20 protein-coding genes and 1 tRNA gene are annotated in these 20,129 nt (G+C 64.1%); 2 read left to right on the forward strand and 19 right to left on the reverse strand.

Translation table 11 applies throughout. The features are described 5' to 3' along the window. The first annotated feature begins 74 nt into the window (after window positions 1-74). Window positions 75-150 (forward strand) — tRNA-Trp (locus tag P0R31_RS11095). Window positions 151-241: 91 nt separating this feature from the next. Here P0R31_RS11095 and P0R31_RS11100 read toward each other — a convergent pair. From P0R31_RS11100 to P0R31_RS11110, 3 genes are all read right to left on the reverse strand, one after another. Beyond that, entirely contained in the window at window positions 242-1,003 is a 762-nt protein-coding gene (locus P0R31_RS11100) for a glycosyltransferase family 2 protein (RefSeq protein ID WP_275514111.1), read from the reverse strand. Between the two features lie 140 nt (window positions 1,004-1,143). Further along, the gene (locus P0R31_RS11105) at window positions 1,144-1,650 is read right to left on the reverse strand and encodes a hypothetical protein (protein WP_275514112.1); all 507 of its coding nucleotides are present in this window, start codon (window positions 1,648-1,650) and stop codon (window positions 1,144-1,146) included. An 8-nt stretch (window positions 1,651-1,658) separates the two neighbouring features. Then, a complete protein-coding gene (locus P0R31_RS11110) occupies window positions 1,659-2,165 on the reverse strand; it encodes a hypothetical protein (protein ID WP_275514113.1) in 507 nt (168 codons plus the stop codon). Window positions 2,166-2,298: 133 nt separating this feature from the next. Here P0R31_RS11110 and P0R31_RS11115 point away from each other — a divergent pair, with 133 nt between their 5' ends. Next, window positions 2,299-3,993, forward strand: a complete 1,695-nt coding sequence (locus P0R31_RS11115) for a hypothetical protein (RefSeq protein ID WP_275514114.1) — start codon at window positions 2,299-2,301, stop codon at window positions 3,991-3,993. On the opposite strand, the gene P0R31_RS11120 is transcribed toward P0R31_RS11115, so the two are convergent. The 16 genes from P0R31_RS11120 to P0R31_RS11195 form a co-directional block, all read right to left on the reverse strand. Continuing rightward, on the reverse strand, window positions 3,977-5,017 hold the full coding sequence (locus tag P0R31_RS11120; protein ID WP_275514115.1) for a Gfo/Idh/MocA family protein: 1,041 nt from the start codon (window positions 5,015-5,017) through the stop codon (window positions 3,977-3,979). The two genes, P0R31_RS11115 and P0R31_RS11120, sit on opposite strands and share 17 nt — an antisense overlap. A 3-nt stretch (window positions 5,018-5,020) precedes the next feature. Beyond that, complete coding sequence (locus tag P0R31_RS11125) at window positions 5,021-6,226, reverse strand: class I SAM-dependent methyltransferase (protein ID WP_275514116.1); 1,206 nt, start codon at window positions 6,224-6,226, stop codon at window positions 5,021-5,023. Window positions 6,227-6,235: 9 nt separating this feature from the next. Further along, window positions 6,236-7,441 carry a class I SAM-dependent methyltransferase gene (locus P0R31_RS11130; RefSeq protein WP_275514117.1) on the reverse strand — a complete coding sequence of 402 codons (1,206 nt, stop codon included), beginning with the start codon at window positions 7,439-7,441 and terminating at the stop codon, window positions 6,236-6,238. A 213-nt stretch (window positions 7,442-7,654) separates the two neighbouring features. Beyond that, the gene (locus P0R31_RS11135) at window positions 7,655-9,988 is read right to left on the reverse strand and encodes a hypothetical protein (protein WP_275514118.1); all 2,334 of its coding nucleotides are present in this window, start codon (window positions 9,986-9,988) and stop codon (window positions 7,655-7,657) included. After that, on the reverse strand, window positions 9,972-10,952 hold the full coding sequence (locus P0R31_RS11140) for a lysylphosphatidylglycerol synthase transmembrane domain-containing protein (protein ID WP_275514119.1): 981 nt from the start codon (window positions 10,950-10,952) through the stop codon (window positions 9,972-9,974). Before P0R31_RS11140 ends, P0R31_RS11135 begins: the two co-directional genes overlap by 17 nt. Before the next feature lie 62 nt (window positions 10,953-11,014). Next, the gene (locus tag P0R31_RS11145; RefSeq protein WP_275514120.1) at window positions 11,015-11,587 is read right to left on the reverse strand and encodes a WbuC family cupin fold metalloprotein; all 573 of its coding nucleotides are present in this window, start codon (window positions 11,585-11,587) and stop codon (window positions 11,015-11,017) included. Continuing rightward, complete coding sequence (locus tag P0R31_RS11150; RefSeq protein ID WP_275514121.1) at window positions 11,565-12,230, reverse strand: class I SAM-dependent methyltransferase; 666 nt, start codon at window positions 12,228-12,230, stop codon at window positions 11,565-11,567. Before P0R31_RS11150 ends, P0R31_RS11145 begins: the two co-directional genes overlap by 23 nt. 25 nt (window positions 12,231-12,255) lie before the next feature. After that, window positions 12,256-12,648 (reverse strand): LIC12192 family sporadic carbohydrate cluster protein, encoded by a 393-nt coding sequence (locus P0R31_RS11155; protein ID WP_275514122.1) that lies wholly within the window; start codon window positions 12,646-12,648, stop codon window positions 12,256-12,258. Further along, complete coding sequence (locus P0R31_RS11160) at window positions 12,641-13,447, reverse strand: sporadic carbohydrate cluster 2OG-Fe(II) oxygenase (protein ID WP_025037016.1); 807 nt, start codon at window positions 13,445-13,447, stop codon at window positions 12,641-12,643. Before P0R31_RS11160 ends, P0R31_RS11155 begins: the two co-directional genes overlap by 8 nt. Continuing rightward, on the reverse strand, window positions 13,444-14,562 hold the full coding sequence (locus P0R31_RS11165; RefSeq protein ID WP_275514123.1) for a DegT/DnrJ/EryC1/StrS family aminotransferase: 1,119 nt from the start codon (window positions 14,560-14,562) through the stop codon (window positions 13,444-13,446). The genes P0R31_RS11160 and P0R31_RS11165 overlap by 4 nt, the downstream gene beginning before the upstream one ends. Next, the gene (locus P0R31_RS11170; protein WP_036041517.1) at window positions 14,552-15,658 is read right to left on the reverse strand and encodes a DegT/DnrJ/EryC1/StrS family aminotransferase; all 1,107 of its coding nucleotides are present in this window, start codon (window positions 15,656-15,658) and stop codon (window positions 14,552-14,554) included. Before P0R31_RS11170 ends, P0R31_RS11165 begins: the two co-directional genes overlap by 11 nt. A gap of 8 nt (window positions 15,659-15,666) precedes the next feature. Continuing rightward, on the reverse strand, window positions 15,667-16,626 hold the full coding sequence (locus P0R31_RS11175) for a transketolase family protein (RefSeq protein ID WP_036010951.1): 960 nt from the start codon (window positions 16,624-16,626) through the stop codon (window positions 15,667-15,669). 10 nt (window positions 16,627-16,636) lie between these two features. Continuing rightward, a complete protein-coding gene (locus P0R31_RS11180) occupies window positions 16,637-17,485 on the reverse strand; it encodes a transketolase (RefSeq protein ID WP_275514124.1) in 849 nt (282 codons plus the stop codon). Beyond that, the gene (locus P0R31_RS11185) at window positions 17,460-18,497 is read right to left on the reverse strand and encodes a phosphotransferase (RefSeq protein WP_275514125.1); all 1,038 of its coding nucleotides are present in this window, start codon (window positions 18,495-18,497) and stop codon (window positions 17,460-17,462) included. The genes P0R31_RS11180 and P0R31_RS11185 overlap by 26 nt, the downstream gene beginning before the upstream one ends. Next, window positions 18,494-19,105 carry a hypothetical protein gene (locus P0R31_RS11190; RefSeq protein ID WP_275514126.1) on the reverse strand — a complete coding sequence of 204 codons (612 nt, stop codon included), beginning with the start codon at window positions 19,103-19,105 and terminating at the stop codon, window positions 18,494-18,496. Before P0R31_RS11190 ends, P0R31_RS11185 begins: the two co-directional genes overlap by 4 nt. A 5-nt stretch (window positions 19,106-19,110) precedes the next feature. Continuing rightward, window positions 19,111-20,109 (reverse strand): NAD-dependent epimerase/dehydratase family protein, encoded by a 999-nt coding sequence (locus P0R31_RS11195; protein WP_275514127.1) that lies wholly within the window; start codon window positions 20,107-20,109, stop codon window positions 19,111-19,113. Window positions 20,110-20,129 lie beyond the last annotated feature (20 nt).

Consider the following 20,129-nt stretch of genomic DNA (forward strand, 5'->3'; position numbering starts at 1 on the left):
GCGCGGTTCACCCTTGCAAACCGGCCGCTCTCTGTGCTTGAAAGCGCCCCTGATCCGCGGCGACGCGGGTTCGTAGGAGTGTAGCTCAATTGGTAGAGCACCGGTCTCCAAAACCGGGGGTCGCAGGTTCGAGCCCTGCCACTCCTGCCAGCAATTTCAAAGACTTAGACTAGATTTCGGCGGGAGGCGTCCCGCGCGCAGGAAATCCTGCAGTCGCCGTGCTGGACGTCCCGTTCCGGGCCTAGCGCGCCGGGGTCCGTTCCGCGTCGGCGGGAATCTGCCTGAGGTTGACGTTCCGGATGGGAACGCGGCGCAGCAGGGAAAGGATGGTCCCGCCGAGCTCGAGATAGGTGCGCAGCCGCAGCGCGCGCGACGAGCCCTTCAGCTCCGCGTTCAGGCTCACCGGAACCTGGACGTAGGTGAGGCCGAGCTGGAGCAGAGAGATCAGCGCACAGATCTGGTAGCCGTAGCCGTCGGCCTTGACCGCGATCTGGCGCAGCCATTTCACGGGATAGACGATCATGCTGTGATAGTCGGACAGCCAGAAGCCGAACAGGCAGTTCAGGATGAACCGCAGCGAATGCGACTGCAACGAGCGGTTGACCGAGCGGTCCGACTGGTTGTCGCGATAAGTAATGACGAGGTCGGCGGCACCGGCCGCCTTGAACATCCGGGCAATACCTTCGTTCTGGAAGGCGTGATCGCCGGGGATGAGCGTGATGGCATCGAACTTCGCGCGCGACAGCGCATATTCGAAGCCGGCACCGACACCCCGCGGTTCGGCATTGTGATGCACGATGATGCGCGGCTCGCCGGCTGCGAACTCGTCCATGATCGCGCCGGTTGCGTCGGTGCTGCCGTCGTCGATCAGGAAGATCTCGAAATCGTCGAGCAGCTCGCGGGCGAGCGGCAGCACACCGCCGATGGTGTCGGCGATCTTGTCCTGCTCGTTCAGTGCAGGGATGACGATCGTAAGCCTTTTTGCCGCCTTGGAAGGTGTCATCTCATGCCGCCCGTCGCCGGCCACTCTTTACTGGTGGACCCCAAGGCGACTCTAGGTCATCTGCGCGGGGCGAACAATGCGGCTCGCCGATATGGTCCACACAACCGGCACGAAACCGACCATGTGTGTGTTCCGCGCAACTAGTCGGAAAAATCATAGAGGCTGGTATGGCCGATACCGAAGGCGTAGCGCAGTCGCCCGACGCGGCCTGCCAGATTCCGGCCCGCCGCGGTCGCCACGAAGCCTGAATTGGCCCGTTCGACCAGGCCGCGATCGACCAGGATCCCAATTCGTCCCTGGAACAAACCTGGAACCTGCCTTTCGGTGATCTCGGAAAGCGGCGCCGCCCGACCGGGGCGGTCGATGAGGCCGAGCAGGATCTCCAGGGACACCGATTTGTACACTGCGCCGAAGGCGAAAACGTAGGCCATGACGCAGAAAGCGAAAATCGATGCGGCGTCCCAATACCGAAACTGCGGCAGCGCGACGATTCCGAGCGCCACGCCGAGACCATGCGAGACGAGCGCGGCGATTGCGAGCAGGGTGACGGGTCCGAGCGGCCAAGCGCGGGCGCGGGCCGTGATCTGCAAGGTGGGCGCGAGCAGGGCGAAAACGGCAACGGCGATGAGCCCGATGGCGAACGACATCGTGCGACTCACCCAAGGCCCGTCGACAAACGAACGAGCTTGGCGAGATGCGCGACCGCTACCCCCTTGGCCGTCGGGGCCAGCCTGCCGTCTGCCGTGATCACCATCCCCGCGCCGACCAGGAGCTTCAGGCGGTTGTGCGTGAACGTGCCGAGATCTCCGCCCTGCATATACGCCTCGGCCCATTGCTCCGGGGTGAGGGGACGTTCGGCCTGGACGAGGGCCGTGAGCAGCGTCAGCGTAAAGCCCCAGGCCAGCAGGCTGAACAGGACGTAGCAAAACATCATCGCTGTCCCCAACAGCAGGAGACCGCTGAGCACGTCATCGAGCTGACGTTGCCCTGGAAGCGCGATACAGGCGATCGCGTAGAGCACGACGACGCTGATGCAGCCCAGCCGGAAGCGGCGGCCGGATCCGCCGGTGGCGGTGATGCGCGCGTAACACAGCAACAGCAATGGAAGGGCAATGCTGAGACCAATCGCAGCGGCTTGCGCCGGGCCTGGTAGCATGTTCATTGTAGAAAATCGTCCCGGACGCCCCTCTGGCCCAGCCAGAGCGGCAGTCTATAGGAGGTCGCATTTTTGCGGTCAAGGGAGCTCCGGCGCCGGCCTTGCGGTCGCGACGCGGGCATGCGAATCCTCGCCGGCGATGTCCTCCCTTTCCCCTCCGCGCTTGTCCCCGTCGCTGCGCGCGATAGCGATCCTGATCGTCGTGCTGCTGGTTGCGCATGCGCCGATGCTCCTCAATGACGGCCTGTTCATGGACGACTGGCTGGTGCTCAAGCCGCGTCCGGACTATTTCATCGACATCGATTTCCTGCTGAATGGCGCCGGCCATCCGATCTTCTACAGCTACGACACGTTCGCGAACTGGACCGGCGCCCCGGTCGTCGTGATGGTATCGCTGGCGCTGGCCGGAATCGTCTTCGGCGCAGTGTGTCTGATGCTGACGGCGACACGGCTCGATCTGCTCGACCGCGCCGAGGCCGTCGGCTTCGCCCTGATCGTCTGGACCTATCCCGGCTACCAGCTTTGGGCAGGCAAGGCCAACGCGGTTTACGTCTTCAGCTTCGGACTGTTGTTCGTCGGTGCATGGCTGTTGACGCTCGCCTTCGGCGCCGTCGGCCTGCGTCGTGTGCTGCTTCGCGTGCTCGCGTCACTGGTGTTCCTGCTGAGCTTCGCGCTCAATTCGACGATCGTGCTGTATGCCACCGTGATGTTCGGCCTGTTCGTTGCCATATGGCGGAGCGGAGACGCGGCGCATGGCTTCGTTCGCCGGACGTGGCTCGCGGCCTGGCGCTGTGTCCTGCGCTATCCGGAATTGGTGGTGCTTCCGCTGGTCTATTGGGGCACGCTCAATATCTGGTTCAAGCGGATCGGCGTCTACTCACAGCACTATGACGCCCATTTCCCGACGCTCGGCGAGTTGGTACGGGGGTGGTCTGCGTTCTTCGCCACCGGCTACAGGGATGTCCTGGCCCACGCGATCCGTGCCGCGATTCAGGTCCCGGCGTTGTTCATCGCGGTTGCGGTCCTCGTCGGAATCCTGTTGCTGCTGTTGCGTCCCGACGCGAAGACGGCCGCGTCCAGAAGCGCGATCACGGTGCCGCTCGCACTCGCGGTGGTCTTGTTCCTCGCATTGTCGTCGCCCTATCTGATCGCCGGCCTGCGGCCGTCTTCCGCGCACTTCTATGAGAGCCGCCACCTGCTGATGTTCGGCCTGCCGCTCGCGCTGACACTGCTGGCGTTCAAGCGACAGGCCGAACGTTGGTCCGGCCCCGGCCCCGCCTTTGCTGCGATATTCGGGGTAGGCCTGATCGTGTCGATCGGCATGCTATGGAGCGACTACCTCTTCATGCAGGCGAGAACCCTGAAGCAGCAGGCCCTGGCGCGCGACCTTGCCAGTCGGATCCAGCCGGCGGCGACGGTTTATGCGCTGGATGACGGCTTCGCCGACTTCCCGTCGCGGCATGTGCCTTTCGGTCTCGCCGAAGTCACCGGCATGCTCCGCCTTGCCTGGGGCAATCAGCCGGTCTTCGGATTTGCGCTGCGTGCCGAGCGGCCCGCGGTCCTCCGAGAGATGGACGAGGCGCGGAAGGCTCCGGGAAGTGCGTTCCGTCATTTCGATCCGACGGGGCCGCAGGCAACGATCACGCTGCAGCCGGGGCCGGGGGCCGCGCCGAACCACATTTTGGCGCGGAAGTACTATGTGTGTCGGTTGCTGGCGCGCTGCGATGTTGCCGAATTGCTGGCGCAGCTTGCGGAGGTCACGATCAAGCTTGGCCCGATCGCCGGCGTCCTGACGCTCGACGGCCCGAGCAAGAACGTCACGCCTGGCCGCTAGCCCGCCGCTTCCAGACCGCTTCTGCGAGCGCGATGTCGGTCATCGAGTCCTCGCCGGAGGCCAGGGGGGTGCGTCCCTCGGCGATATCGGAAACGAAGGCGTCGGCCTGGCGCCGAAATGCCCAGCTCTCTTCACCCGTCAGATGCGTGCTTTGACCATCGTGCTCGACGATGACCTCCGCCTCTTGCTCGGCAAAGGGCGGGGGCAATTTCAAGGTCACCGCCCCGCGCTCGAAATCGATCGTCAGTCCCTCGCGCCAGGCTCCCTCGGACCCGTTCACGAGATCCAGCGTACAAGCGATGCCGTCGAAGTCGAGGGTGATGCGCGCGGCTCCCGAAGTTTCGACAGAGCTGTCGGCGACGGTTGGCGATGATCCGAGCAGGTAGCGCGCCAGATTGATGATATGGCTGAAGACGTTCAGAAAGTTGTCGTAGCCGGCCCGCATCGCGCTCGGCATCCAGTCGGGACTGTCCTGCCAGAGTTCGATTCCGTCCGGCCGTGTTTCGCCGGTCATGACGAAATTGTCGCGCGACCGGCCGGTGTCGCCGCCGAAGCACCAGCCCTTGGCGCGGACCACCCGGCCAAGCGATCGGTCGTTGCGCAAGCGCGTCAGCACCTCGAGCGCGCGCGCCACACCGGCATCGTGACGCTTCATGTATCCGATGCTGTAGACGAGGTTTCGCTGCCGCGCCGCTTCGACCAGTAAATTCGCCTGGGTCGTCGTATAGGCCATCGGTTTCTCCGACAGCACGTGGCGGCCGCTGTTCAACGCGTCCAGCACGATCGGACCGGTGGCTCGCCGCTTCGTCACGACCACGACGGCGGACACCGCAGCGTCCGCGAGCAGCTCCCGATGCGTTCCGTAGATCTGCGAGATGCCGAACTTCTGCGCTGCGGCGGCAGCGAGATCCGGCCGGAGATCGGCGATGGCGACGACGCGGCAGGCGGGATTGGCGACGAAATTGGCGAGGTGGCACATCTGGCCGACCATCCCGGTTCCGATGATGCCAATGCCTGGCCTCACTGGCTATGATCCCTTGAAGCGCTTCCGGATGACGAGGAAATGCGCCGGCTGTCCCCAGGTGTTCATGAACGCCGGATCTGTCTGGGTCAGGGCCGTGACCGCGGGCGCATCGCGTCGCTCGATCGCGCCGAAGATGCGGTGGAAACTGTCGAGCGTCGCAACGATGGTTTCGATGTCGGAAGCATCGTCCGCGAGAATGTCCGTCGTTCGGATCGCCTCGCGTAAGGACGCAAGGCTCGCGATCACGCGCGGCAGGCTCTCGCCGAAGGGGGCGTCGATCATCGCGTCGACGTCGAGAACCAGCGTCTCGATCGATGCCGAAATCGCCGCCACGGCATCGGCCTTGCCGACCAGGTAGAGCTTGCGTCCGCCGAGGAAGCTGAGGCGGCTGCGGTCGAGATGGCGCGCCGCACGCCGCAGCTTCTCGTCGGCGGAGAGAACCTTCTTGTGCCAGTAGACGTCCAGGCTGTCGCGATAGGCTGGCCACGCCGAATGGATGTCGAATCCCTGCTCATGCGCTGCCGTGCACAAGGCGGCTGCGTCGAGGAAGTACCGATGCCGGACGAACGGGTTCTCGAGCACGTCCATCAGCCAGGATTCGAAGCTGCGGGTGTGCGGAATGCTGTTCCATTTCGCGTCGAAAAGCGTCTTTGCGGTTTCGAGTGCGGGACGGCCCGACAAAGCCTTGCCGGCTGCATGGATTGCCTTGAGCGCGAGCTCGAAGAAGCCGCCATAGCGCTCGTAATAGGACACGACGGCGAAACCGTCCGGATTGAGCAGCCGATGGAAGACGCCGAGCCAGTTTTCGGTCGGCTGCACGGTGTAAATGAAACCTTCGGCATCGATGATGTCGTAGCGGCGCTCGCTGCGAAATCCCTCGACATCGGCCAACGCGAGTTCGCGCAGGCGCTCGCTCAGGCCAAAATGCGCGAAATAGGCCTCAATTTTCGGATGCGCATGCCGGTTCGGTTCGGCGAGCGCCATGTTCGCGCCCCAGCCGGCAAACACCAGCGCATTCTCACCGGAATCTGGACCGAATTCGAGCACCTGCGCATCGCGGAACAGCCGCGGCGACAGCACGAGCTTGTCTGAAAACAGCTCGCGCCGCTGGCTGGCATATGCATCGAGTTCGGCGGCCGATTTGAAATTCCCGAACGTCGGTAGGACGTCCTGACGTTCGTAGTAGTTGAAGAGCTTCTCGTCAGCCATGCTGCGTCCCTAACCCAAGGCCGCCTCGAGCCGGTCGAGCTCGCTCCAGATGTCGGAGGGCGCGAAAATCGAAACGATGTGCAGCGGCCGCTTCACGTTCTCGCGCAGCCGGCTGCTGACCTTGGCTTCGTTTTCCTGGTTCACGGCGAGAAGGCAGACGAGCGGCTCCGACTTGCCGGCGAGCTCGTCCGGCGAACGGATCGGTATGCCGGTGCCGGGCAGGAACAGTCCCTGACGCTCCTTCTGGTCGTCGACCGAGACGTCGACGAGATCCGCCAATTCGTGCGCGTTGGTGAAGGTGCAGGCGCGGCAGCCCGCGCCATAGATGGCGATCTCGGCGCCGCTCGCACGGGCCTTGGCGAGGATCGGCCGCAGGCGCGCGCCATACTCCCTTGCGCGCTGGCCGAATTTCTCGCCGACGCCGGAGGGCGCAGGCGGCGGCGTCACGTCGCGGGTTGCACGACGGGCGGCGATCGCGAGGCTGCCGCCGCTGAAATTGTAGGTCTTCACCGACACCGGCTCGAAGCCGTGGCGCGCCAACAGGGCGAGCAGGGTCGGCTCGGTGAAATAGCTGACGTGCTCTTCCCAGAGTACGGAGAGGTCGCCCACAGCCGAGCCGGGCGCGAAATCGGGCACGTCGATGAACAGCAGCCCGTCCTCCTTCAGCGCGATCTTCACGCAGGCGAAGAAGTTCTCGAAGTCGACGATGTGCTCCAGCACCTGGCGCGATATGACCAGGTCGAACTTGCCGGACTGAGCGACTGCGTCGTGAGCCATCTCCGGGCTGAGCATGTCGGCATAGACCTTGATGCCGCGCTCGCGGGCGATCTTGCCCGACACCGGATTGGGCTCGACGCCGACCATGATCTTGGTGCCGCGCTCGCGGAGCCTGTCCATGAACAGGCCGTCGTTGCATCCGATCTCGAACACGGACTGATGCTTCGAGAATTTCGCGATGGTGTCGAGCTCGTCGACCTGGTGCGGCTCCGGCTTCCAGCTGCTGAAATTGTAGTTGAACTGGCGATACAGGATGTCTGGATCGATCGGCTTGACGATCTGCGGTAGGCCGCACTCGCCGCACGCCAGCACCTCGAACGGATAGCGTTCCTCCTGCTCGTTTCGGCTATGCCGAAGCCGATGCGCGATCGGCATCAGGCCGAGGTCGATGACCGGTCGCAGGTCGGTCGAATGGCAGAGGCGGCAATGGTCGGTCACGGCTCTAGCTCTTTGCAGGAAAGCATGGAACGTCGGCGCCGCGAAGCGATGCGGGCACTGTTGAAGCCTATATAGGGCCACAGGCCGCGCCACAATTCTTAAGTTGCCCCGGACGGACTATACACAACTGAAGCTGGTACCCCGCGGCCTCTATCGCAGGCTTCGATCTTGCCGGACATCGCGGAACCGCGGCAATCGCACGCGAAACACGGCTCAGTGACAGGTGAAGAGTTGGTCGAGCGCCCTGATGTCTGCGCGCTGGCCGTTGGGAGGCAGGCGGTGCTTCACCACCTCGAACGGCTCAATCCCGTAGGCCTGCCGGTAGATGTCTTTCGACCTCGTTCGTAGCTCGGAAATACCGGCCTCGACTTGGGGGCTCAATGTTTGCCCGCCATCTCTCCACGTCAACAGCCAGTAGTTCGGGGTCTCGCTGAAAAGGGCGAACCGCTTCTGCAACTCGGCGCCCTGAAAGAGGTCAGAGAAGCCGTTGAGCCAGAAATCACAATTCTGCTTTTGGACATAGAACAGCTTGACGCCGAGGGAACGAAGGGCGGCCTCTGCCGTGTCGGCGGTCCCCAGTGCGATCTTCCTGAAGTCGCGCGCAACGTCGCTCTCGTACGTGTGGATGATCTTGCCGCGTGTGAGCAGAGGCGAGAAATAGCACGGCACCATCGCGCGGTAGCCATTAAGGGGGAGAATACGGTCGGAGCCCGTCGCTTGCTGCAGTTCGTCACAGCGTTGCCAGTTCAGGGCGACGCGGGGCATCTGATCGAGGGGGCGCCCTCGCGCAAAGGCGATGGCCTGGTCCTCTTTCAAGCTCTGCCAGGGAAACGAGATCGATGTCCAGGCGCAAGCGAGCAGCAGCGCCAAAATGGCGACACTGGGCGCAAAGCGCCCGACGAACAGCGCCGGGACCAGCCGCCGCACGATGACGAGCGCCCAGCAAGCGATTGCGACAGTTGCGAGCGGGAACAGCGCGTTGACGTGAATGGACAGTCTGATCAGGCTCGGAATATTCAGCGTCATATCCAGCAGCCGCACGCTCGCGACATAGGCGATAACGATGAAAAGTCCCGCAATGCCGGGCAACGCCCGCGATTTCGTTGCGCTGGAGCGATCAGGAGACAGCTTCGAGTCGACGAAAGCGATCGCACACGTTACCGCCGCGAGGAGAGCTGCAACCAGGAGAACCGACCGGCTTTGCCTGCCGAAGGCGACCAACCCCGACTTGCTGAGGAAGTTAGTGACCTCGATCGACTGCGCCACCACGAAGAAATCAAGAATGTCCAGGCTGCCGAATTGTGAGAAACGTTCGACTGATGCGACCTTTCGAAAGAGCGAGTATGGATTGGTCGCGGGGATTCCGAGATAGAAATAGTTGATGGCGAAAGCCAAGATGCATCCGGCAATCGCCCCTAACCCCAGCAGCAGACTGGTGACGAGGCCGGATCGGTCTCGCTGAAGCGCCTTGGTGAGCACGCCTAGCGACGAGATCAGGAAGACGAACGCCGCGTAGAGCGGATAGGAGGCGGCGACGGCAAGGCCACAAAGGCCGGCGGCAAACCTGTCGCGACTTTGGGAGGACCGAATGACGACCAGCAGGAAATAGACGAAGAAGGCTGCCGTCTGAAGGTGGTACTTGCCGAACTCCATGATGTAGAGGCCGGCCTTGACGCTCGGCATCGTCCGTGGCCACGCAAGTCCGAGGATTGCCAATCCGAGTGCAATCGGTATCGCGGCGTCTTCCCAGCGGCGTCCAAGAGCCTGCAACGGCACAATGAGACGGGCGAGCTCAAAAATGACCGCGCCGATTCCGACGAAGTAGAGAAACGAAATGATCTGGGCGACATGGGGAGGCAGGAATGCCGCCAGGAACAGATGCAACCCGTTTCCGCGGCCGATCTCGAAGTCGGAAAAGATGGGATTGTCGGCCGCAAGCCAGATGCTGTGATTTCTCGCAACCTCCGCAAGATACGGCGCGTAAAGCTGCTGAACGTCGGTCGAAATGACGTCGGGTATGACGGCGCGATCGAGGAACACCGTTGCCAGCAGCCAAAGACCCAGCAACGATGTTGCGACCAGCGGCAAAGTCACCGGGAGCTTGCGGGGCGTCCTGAGGTCGCGGCTGTCCCACAGCAGAACCGCGACCGCAAATCCGAGAACGATTTGCGGATAGAGGATGGAAAGAGCGCCGAGCCCGAATCCCGTCAGGATGAGCGTGGCCGCGCCGACAAAGAATTCGTCGACGCGCTGAGTGGGCTCGTGCCTGATAAGCGAGAACGTCAGGCGTCCGGTCGCCATGATGAGCCAGCCGAGATACGGTGTCAGGACGATCCAGGCGAGCACGTAAAATCGCGTCGTCCAGCCTCCGTCGAACAGCAGGGTACGGTAGGTGCCGTTCCGGTTCACGAACCAGATGGAAAGTGCGACAGGCGCGAAAACGAGGATACGCCACCACCAGGCCTCGACGGTGGTGCGCAAACTCACTTCGGCAGTTGTCATCGCTTGTTCTTGTCCAGGGTTGCTCATGCTAAACCGGCGCTGCATCCGTTCGCTCGGCGATGGCCCGTGCCTGCTCGGGGCTGAAGCCGGCGCGCTCGGGCGCGAGCAGCCAAACCAGCCCGCCGAACAGCCCGACGATCAGGCCGCCAAGTCCCAGCAAGACCGATATTGCGAGCGCCTTGTCGGATCCGATTCCGGCGAGACCGAGCGCGGCAACCATCGCGCCTTCGCGAACGCCCCAGCCCCCGATCGAGATGGGAACCGCGGAAGACAGAATGACGAGCGGGATGAGCGCGAAGGCGTCAAGTGCGGAGAGGGGAACCTGCAGCCCGATCGCGAGCAGATAGCAGGTCAAGACGGTAATCAGGTGGACGACAATGGCTGATACGACCAGCATGACTCGCCCATCGGCCGCCAGCAACGGAGCCCGGATCAGCATCGCAAACTGTGCGATCCTGGCCGGCACCGCCGCGATCAGGCGCTGCGGCCAGCGGTCCAGTGTCACCAGGGCGATTGCGCCGAGGCATGCAGCCGCCAGAACGGCTAAGATCGCGAAAAGCAGCGAGTTGTCGCGGACGCGAGGCAGCAGAAACGGCATTCCCGCCAGCACGATGACGCCGAGAGCCAGCAATGCCAGGAAGCGATCGGCCACAATGCTGCTAATGGTCGGCGACCATTGCACACCCTGCCGCCGCAGCATCCAAATCCGCACCGCGTCGCCGCCCGCGGGCAGCACCTGATTGAAGAAGTTGCTGACCATGAGAATGCGCCAGCCGGGCAGCCAATCCAGCGGCACGTTCATGGCGCGGAGGATCAGGATCCAGCGGTGGCAAAGAACGACGGTCTGGGCGAGCAGAAGCAGCACCGCAAGCGCCAGCACGCTCAGATCGACGGCGAGAAGATCGGCTTTCAGCGACGACAGATTCTGGCTGCGCAACAGCAATATCAGGATCCCGGCCGACACGGCGAACTTGGCCAGGGTTACCATTGCTTTTGCAGGCGGCTTCATCGGCTGGTTTCGTTCTCGATCATTTGCGGTGGGACCGTCGATGCGACAGTGGTCGAAATCTACTATCTCGCCAGATGCTCCGCTGCCAGGGCACCAATCCTCGTCACGTAGTCCTGCACCGCGGCAGCGTCGCTGCCGTCGGGCGCCCAATCGGGAAAGGCCGTGCGCGAAGGATCGAACGGGCCAGCGGTGGTTTCGTGAAACACCAGCCATTCCGAGGTGATCAGGATCGAGTGGAAGACCTGTTCCGGCATGCGGTAATAGCAGCGCTTGCCCCGACCGTAGGGCGCCATCTCGAGCACCTCGCTTATGCGGCCGTCGTCCTCGAAGATCACGACCTGCGCGGTCCCCTCGATCACGTGGAACGATTCAGGTTTGCCAAGGTGCTTGTGCGGCCGCACATAGGCTTCGCGATGGTGCACGATCAGCATCTCGTGCAGTCCGGACGAGGGATCGGGATGCGTGCACAGTCGGCTGCGCAGGCGCGGGTTGCCGGCGGCGATGCGTTTCAGCTCCGCGATCGTGGCGTCATCCGCGGTGACGATGGCGTCGTCCGAATAGTACACTTCCGGATTTTGTGCGCGCAACGAGGTCGGCCGGTGCGGGCCTGCCTCATTCGAAGAAGATGAACCCATGGTCGCCCCGATACCCGCATTTGTCGTAGATCCAGGCCCATGTTTGCGGACCGTGGAAGCTCAGGCAGGTGAGCTGCCAGTAAAGCAGATTGGCCTTCTCGCGCTCGTTGCGGAAGGATTCGACCATCAGATATTTCGAGGTGCCGCGTCCGACCCGCTCGATTTCAGGTACCGCGCGGAACACGTCTTCGAGCGGAAGGTTGTGCAGCACGCCGAGCGAGACGACGAGGTCGAAGCTGTGGTCGGGGTAGGGGAGCTCGACGGCGCTGCCGACCTTCAAATGCGGCCGCACCTCCTCCTTGGCGTTGGCGATGCCATACTCGGAGATGTCGATGCCGGCGATCCTGAGGTCGGGGACGAGCTGAGTGAACTCGTAGAGCAGGTAGCCCTTGCCGCAGCCGACGTCGAGCACGCTCATGCCCGGCTTGATGCCGTAGCGATCGATCAGGGTCTGGGCGAGCGTGCGCCACCGTCCGTCATAGCGATAGCCGCCGTAGCCGTAGCGCCGGTCGCCGTCCCAATAGTCGCGCCCCCATTGCCGCGCGACGGTGGCGGATTCCGCCTTGTCGTGCTCGACCACGCGCTGGACGTAGTCCCGCCTCGTCGATGCGTGCATCGGCTGGAGCAGGTTGATCTCGGTCATGGGGCCCAACTGCTCCGCGGCATCGTCACAGGATGGTTGCGAACTTGTTGACGAGCAGGATGTCCTCGACGGCCTGGATGTCCTTCTGAGACGCCAGCGTGATCTCCTCGACCGCCGCATGGAGATCGCAGGCCTCGCGCAGCACGCGGTCGTAGATCTGCCGCCGCCGAGCCTCGTCGGGCGGCAGCATGAAAATGCTGTAGAGGATCAGCCCACGCAGCTGCGGCAGCTCGTCCAGAATGTCTTCCAGCACCATGTAGCTGCCGGGCATGGTGTGCTCGGCGGCGCTCAACAGATAGTGCAGGTTCTTGCGCCGCGCATAGTCGCGGATCACGATGTTCTGGACGTGCTGCGGGGTGCGGCTGCCGTTCAGCGGCCTGGCGCCGATATAGCCGCGGTGGCCGGCTCGTTCAGCCATGGAAGCCTCCCGGCAGCTTGTACTGCATCCCGACCCGGGTTGCGGGGCGCAGCAGGATCGGCTCGAAGAACTCGCCGAAGCGCTTGTCCGCGTAGGGCGACATGATGCTCTTGAAGCGGCAGTTCATGCTCCAGCGCGTGCCGGCTTCCTCGTTGACGCGATTGCCGTGCATCAGGGTCTGGTTGAACAGCATGACGTGACCGTAGGGAATCTCGATGAAGGTCGCGTGCGGCTTGATGGTCTTGTAGAGCTCTTCGGCGCTGCGCAAGGCCGCCATCCGGTCCTGCATCTCGCCGTTCAGGGACGGCGGCAGCAGATACATCGACTTGGTGCGGTGGACATCGACCAGGGGCACCCACACCACGACCTCGAACGGCGAGTCGCCCGACCAGACGTCGGAATGGGTGGCGAGCAGCGAGGAGCTGTCGCCGGGAAGCTGGATGCTGAGATTGACGCGGCGCTGCATGCAGAGCTCGTTGCCGACGATGGTCTCGATCGTCGAGCGCGCCAGGCGGAAATAGGTCGGCCGGAACCAGGGCTCGGCGTTCAGGCCGTTGAAGACGTGCAGCCGCAGGCCGTTGAGATCATCCACGCTCACCCGCGTGTGGATGGTGTCGAGCATCGCGTAGGGATCGTTGCTGTGCGGCAGCTTCAGATAGTCCGCCGCGAGCTCGGCAGCACGGCGCTGTATCCGGTCGAGCCCGGCGCGATCGTCGGCCGGGGTGGTGACGAAGCCATCGTCGATGAAACGCTGCGCCAGCGCCTGCTCGTCGGCGTGCAGGAAGTCCGTGTCCGTCATGCAAAATACTCCCGGGCGGTCGCGCAAATATAGCTGATGTCGGCCGCCGACAGGAACTGGTTGATGGGAAGCGTGAGGATCTGGTCCGCCTGCCGTTCCGTCACCGGGAACGCGCCGCGGCCATGGCCGAGATGCGCCGCTGCCGGCTGCAGGTGGATCGGAACCGGATAATGGATCGCGGTCTCGATGCCTTTGTCGGCAAGATATTTCTGGAAGTCGTTGCGGCGCTCGGTCTGCACCACGAAGGTGTGGAAGGTGTTGAACTCGATGTTCCGGCAGGGCGGGATGAACAGGGGCAGGCCGGCGAGCTCGGCGCGGTATTGCGCGGCGTTGCGCCGCCTACGTTCGATCACCGACGGCAGATGGCGCAGGCGGATGCGCAGCACTTCGGCCTGGAGCGTGTCGAGCCGCGATACGATCCCCCATTCCTGGACGTCGCTGCGGTTGATCAGACCGTGACTGCGCAGCCGGCGGATTCTGGCGGCGAGCTCGGCGTCGGCAGTGACGAGGAAGCCGGCATCTCCGGCGGCATTGAGGTTCTTCAAGGGGTGGGCGGAGAAACAGCCGAAGGTGCCGATGGTGCCGCTCATCCGGCCATCATAGGTCGAACCGACCGCCTGGGCGCTGTCCTCGATCACGGCGAGCGCGTGCTTGGCAGCGATCGCCATCAGCGGAGCCATGTCGGCCATACGTCCGGTCAGATGCACCGGCATGATCGCCTTGGTCCGCGGCGTGACGGCGGCCTCGACCGCGGCCGGATCGATGTTCTGGTCCGGCAGCACGTCCGCAAACACCGGCGTGGCGCCGACCGCGACGATCGCGGCGGTCGATGCTACGAACGAATTCGGCGGCGTGATCACCTCGTCGCCCGGACCGATGTCGAGCGCCCGCATGGCGAGGATCAGCGCGTCGGTGCCCGAATTCAGCGTCACCACATGCGGCGAGCCGAGATAGGCGGACAATTCCTCCTCGAGCCTCCCGACCGCCGCCCCGCCGATGAAGTCGCCGCGCTGGAACACGCCCTCGACCGCCTGCATGATCTCGGCGCGCTCTTCCTCGAACTGCGCGGGAAGATTGACGTAGCCGATGCGCCGGCGGCCGGTGTCAGCGTCCATGGCAGAACTTCCTGACGGTCTCGATGACGCGGTCCTGTTGGGCGCGCGTCAGGTGCTGGTCGACCGGGAAGCTGATGACTTCCTTGGCATGGCGGTCGGTGACCGGGAAGGTGCCCGGCGCGTAGCCGAGATGCTTCAGGCCTTCCTGCTGATACAGCGGGATGGGATAGTGGATCTTGGCCTCGATGCCGTTGTCCAGGCAATATTTGTAGAGCTCGTCGCGACGTTCGGCGAACACCATGTAGAGATGGTAGACGTGCTTCACGTTGGGACGGCGCGGCGGGACGCGCAGGCCGGGCAGGCCGGCGAGACCCGCATCGTAATAGGCCGCATTTTCGATTCTGCGGCGCGTGATCTCGCTGGTCTGGCCGATCAGCCAGTTGCCGACCACGGCCTGCAGGGAATCGAGCCGCGAGTTGCAGCCGAGGATCGCGATCTCGTCGCGGTTCTTCATGCCGTGGTTGCGGATCAGGCGGAGCTTTTCGTTCATGCCGTCGTCATTGGTGACGACGACGCCGGCATCGCCCCAGACGTTTAGGTTCTTGAGCGGATGCAGCGAGAAGCCGGCCGCGATGCCATGAGTGCCGGAGCGCTTTCCCGCAAACTCCGACAGGATGCCCTGGCAGGCGTCCTCGACCACCGGCAGGTTGTGGCGCTGCGCGATCGGCATCAGCTTGCCCATGTCGGTGACCTCGCCGGTCAACTGGACCGGCATGATCGCCTTGGTCTTCCCGGTGATGGCAGCCTCGACCTGGTCCACGTTCATGCAGAAGGAATCGTCGCAATCGACAAGAACCGGCGTCGCGCCGGTTTCCGCGATCGCCCCGACCGTGGCGATGAAGGTGTTCGCGGCGGTGATGACCTCGTCGCCATGACCGATGCCGAGCGCCTTGAGCGGCAGCTTGAGCGCGTCGGTGCCGGATCCGACGCCGATGGCGTGACGGACGCCGATCAATTCGGCGAAGCGTTTCTCGAATTCGGCGACGGGCTTGCCAAGAGTGAAGTCACCGGTCGCAACCAGCCGGCCGATCTCGGCGAGGATGGGTGCGGGATCCGCGAATTGCTCGAGCAGATAGGAATATCGAACGTCGTACATGTGACCCGTCAGGTGGAGTGAAGTTGAGGTGAGGGGGTGTGCGACGCCGCGAGCGCATGCTCGATCGAGGTCGCAATGGCGCCGGCGGAGAGCCCGTGCTTCTTCAGCAACGAGTCCTGCGAGCCGTAATTGTGCATGAAGCGGTCGGGCAACGACAGCCGCAGCATCGCAGGGAAACCGGAGCCGAGCTTGTCGATCAGCGCCTCCGCGACCGCGCTGCCGAGGCCGCCGGAGGGCACGTGCTCCTCCAGCGTTGCCACGAGCCTGGTGCCGCGGATCGCCTGCAGCAGCGCTGCGGTATCGAGCGGTTTCACGGTATGCATGTGCAGGATGCCGGCGCGAATGCCTTGCGCGGCCAGCAGGTCGGCTGCGGCGAGGGCGCGCTGGAGCATGATGCCGGTGGTCACCATGAGGACGTCGCCGGGCGGGCGCATCAGGATGGCCTTGCCGATCTCAAAGCCGTGCTCGGCCTTGGACACGATGGCATCGCCGCCCTTGCCGAGCCGGATGTAGATCGGGCCCTTCCAATCCAGCGTCTGCTCCATCATGCGCGCGGCCTCGTCGGCGTCGCACGGGCAGATCACCGTCATGTTGGGCAGCGCCCGCATGATGGCGATGTCCTCGATCGCCTGGTGCGTGGGACCGAGCGGCGCGTAGACGAGGCCGCCGCCATTGGCGATCAGCCGTACCGGCAGATTGTGCAGGCAGAGATCGACCGCGACCTGCTCGTAGCAGCGGCGGGTGAGGAAGGTCGCGATGGTGTTGACGTAAGGCACGAAGCCCTCCATCGCGAGACCGGCCGACATGCCGATGATATGCGCTTCCGAGATGCCCTCGATCAGATGGCGCTTGGGGAACTCCTTGCTCATCGCACGTAGCGTGCCGGCACCCGGATCGGAGCCGATGTAAAGCACACGCTCGTCGCGCGCGGCGAGCTTGTGGACCATGTTCATCGCGGTGTTGCGCATGGGGAGCCGATCAAAAATCGCCGACGGCGACGCGAATGGCGTCGAGCTCGCTGTCGGTCAGCTTGTTCTTGTGATGCCAATCGGCATTGGATTCCGCAGCCGGAAGGCCCTTGCCCTTGACGGTATGGCAGATGATGGCGGCGGGCTTGCCGGCAACGGCCGGGAGCTGCTTCAGGACCGTGCGCAGTGCGCCGACGTCGTGGCCGTTGACCTCCTGCACCGCGAAGCCGAAGCTGCGCCATTTGTCCGCGAGCGGCTCCAGCGGCAGCACGTAGTCGGTGGGGCCATAGCTCTGCAGCTTGTTGTAATCGATCAGCGCGACGAGGTTGTCGAGGCCGTGCTTGGCCGCGCCCATCGCCGCTTCCCACACCGATCCCTCGTTGATCTCGCCGTCGCCGAGCAGCACGAAGGTGCGGTAGCTGCGCTCGCGCATGCGGGCGGCGAGCGCAAGGCCGACGCCGATCGAGAGGCCATGTCCGAGCGCGCCGGTCGAGGCCTCGACGCCGGGCACCATGCCGTATTCGGGATGCCCGCCCAGAATGCTGTCGGGACCGCAAAAGCCGTCCAGCTCCGACAGCGGGAAGAAGCCGCGGTCGGCCAAAAGCGCATAGAGCGCCAGACATCCGTGTCCCTTGCTGAGGATGGCGCGGTCGCGATCGGGATCGCCCGGGTTCTTCGGGTCGATCCGCAGCACGTCGTCGTAGAGCACGCGAACCATCTCGATCAGCGACAGGGCAGGCCCGACATGGCCGCGTCCCGCGGAGCGGACAGAACCGAGGACCAGGCGGCGCAAATAGAGGCTCCGCTCGTCCAGCGTGCAGGTGAGAGCAGCTTCAGCGTGGGGTGAGATCTGGATCACGTTGGCAAATCGTTTGGTGGAGCCGACGGGCTTTGTCGAGCTGGCCGGCAAGGCGGACCGTCAGATCGCCACCTTGCGCAGCCAGGGCACGCCGGGAGCGGCTTTCCGGCAAATAGGCATTCAGGACAATCAGGCACCAAATCGCCCCGAACACAGGATACAGTACGTCAAGGCGGACCGCAAACGCGTCATCCCCAGCCGCGAAAGCGCGCGAGAGCCGTTCGATCAATCGGTTCGCATCGGCCATGGGCAGACCGCTGCCGGGGTGAATCGCGGTGTCGGACACGAGCTTGACCGGGTCGTCCCAGCCGAAATACTCGAAGTCGATGAAGCGCAATTTGCCGTCGTCGGTGCGCAGTGCGTTGTGCAGTCCGCAATCCGACGGGCTCAATGCACGTTGGGCGGGCGCAAGGTCCGCGGCGGGATCCAGGCCCCGTTCCGCATAGCGCCGCCGGAGTTGCCGGATCGCGACGGCAGCGGTGGGAACAAGGCTGCCGTCCATGAACGCACGCAGGTCCGGATGATCATCCGAGGCCCGCCTCAGGTCGTCGAGGCGTTGCTCGTATTGGGCGATGGCCGCCTCGGCCGAGAAGACGCTGGCTGACGCATTCCGCAGAGTCTGCGCGCCTTCAGCGTCGTGCAGCTTTTGCAGCTCGATCAGGAAATCGGCCAACTGGTCGGCGTCGTCGGGCTGCGGATGCAGGACCGCGGGTTCACCGTCTAACCATTGATACAGCGCACAGAACGCGGCCGGATCTTTTGCGATCGGCCGCGGCGTCGCATTGATGCCGTGGCGCGAGAGAAACGAAAGCGCGTCATATTCCTGTCCAAGGCGATCACGTCCGTCGGACGGATAGTGCTTGAGGGCGAGGGGCGGGCCGTCCGCCATCTCCAGCCGAAACACCCGGTTGTTGCCGCCGGCCCGCGCCGGATGCGCCGCCGCGACCCGCGCCCCGGAGAGGCGGCTGCCGATCGAGACCGCATCCTGTACGCTGAGGTCCGACTGGCTCATGCTCCGAACACTCGGCGGTGGATATCGGCCCAGGTCGCGAGCGGCTCGCAATGCGCGGGATGCGGCGGCCGCGACTGCGTGAACAGGATCGATCGCGTCGCCTTCGGAAAATGCGGCTGCTCGAAGACGTCGACGAGATCGTCAATGAAGATGTCGAGCTGCAGGCTTGCCAACCGCTCGACCTTGGCCGCCAGGGTGTCCTCGAAATAGACATTGCCCGCCGAGATCGCCGCGTCGGCGGTGTCGATGAGGCCCGCGCTCTTCAGCCAGCCGCGCGCAGCCTCGCGCAAGTCGACCCGATCGGGATCCTGATGGCCGAACTGCGTCTTGTGGCTGACGATATGGACGCTCGCGCCGGCCTTGCGGCACGCGGCAAGGAACTCGCGGACGCCAGGGTTGATCTCGGCGCCGCCGATTCCATTGCCGTAGACGAAGCCCTGCAGCCCCTGCCAGGCAAGCTCGCCGCCGGCGCGGGATCGCAAGAAATCCCGCACGTCGGTCTTCAGCCCGTCCCAGCCCTCCGGCACCAGCCCGCGCTGGCGCGCGGCGGCGGCAAAGACCTTGTCGTAGCAGATGATCGTGTTGTCGAAATCGATGCCGATCCGCACGCCGCTCACTTCAGGCTGATGTTCTGCATCATCTTGATGTTGAAATACCTGGGATCGTTGAGCGAGTTCGGCAGGCGGCCCGCCCTGAAGGCGTCCACGAGGCCTGACACGGCCTGCTCGATCGTGTGCGTCGGCGCAAAGCCGAGCTCGCGGCGGATCTTCTCCGACGACACGTGGTAGGAACGGAGATCGTCGGTCGGCTCGACGGCCACGTCGACATTGTCGCCGACCACCGACTTGACGATGTCGGCGATCTTCATCAGCGAGTGGTTTTCGTAGCCGATGTTGTAGGTCTTGCCGTCGATCTTCGCATCATCCTGCTGCAGCAGGAAGAGATAGGCCGCCGTCATGTCCTGGATGTGCAGATTGGGCCGCTTCTGCGTTCCGCCGAACACGCGGATGCGGCCGGTGTTGACGGCCAGATTGGTCAGGATGTTGACGACGACGTCGAGCCGCTGCCGCGGAGCGTAGCCGCAAACGGTGGCGGGGCGAACCGTGCAGGTGACGAAGCCGGACGCGGCCTCGTCGGCAAGATCGGTCTCGCACATCGCCTTGAACTTGGAGTAGTCGGTGAGCGGCTCGCAGGACAGCTCCTCGGTCACCTCGGCCTCATCCTTGATGCCGTAGACGCTCGAGGAGGAGGCGTAGATGAAGCGCTTGATACCCGCCTTCTTCGCGGCGCGTACCATCGGACGGAAGCAGTCGTAGTTGATGGACTTGCCGAGCGCGGGATCCAGCTCGAACGAGGGGTCGTTGGAGATGCAGGCGAGGTGGATCACCGCGTTGTTGCCGCGCAGGGCCTCGTTGACCGCGGCCTCATCGCGGATGTCGCCCTTGATCAGGCGGAGGTTCGGATTGTCACGAACGGCGAAGACGTCCTCGCCATACATGAACAAGTCGAGCACGGTGACCTTGTGGCCCGCGGCAAGCAATTGCGGAACCAGCACGCTGCCGACATAGCCGGCGCCACCGGTGACCATCACATTCCATTTCCGATCAATCACTGTCGTTCTCCGGATTCTTC

Source organism: Bradyrhizobium yuanmingense, assembly GCF_029167105.1.
GTDB lineage: Bacteria > Pseudomonadota > Alphaproteobacteria > Rhizobiales > Xanthobacteraceae > Bradyrhizobium > Bradyrhizobium yuanmingense_A.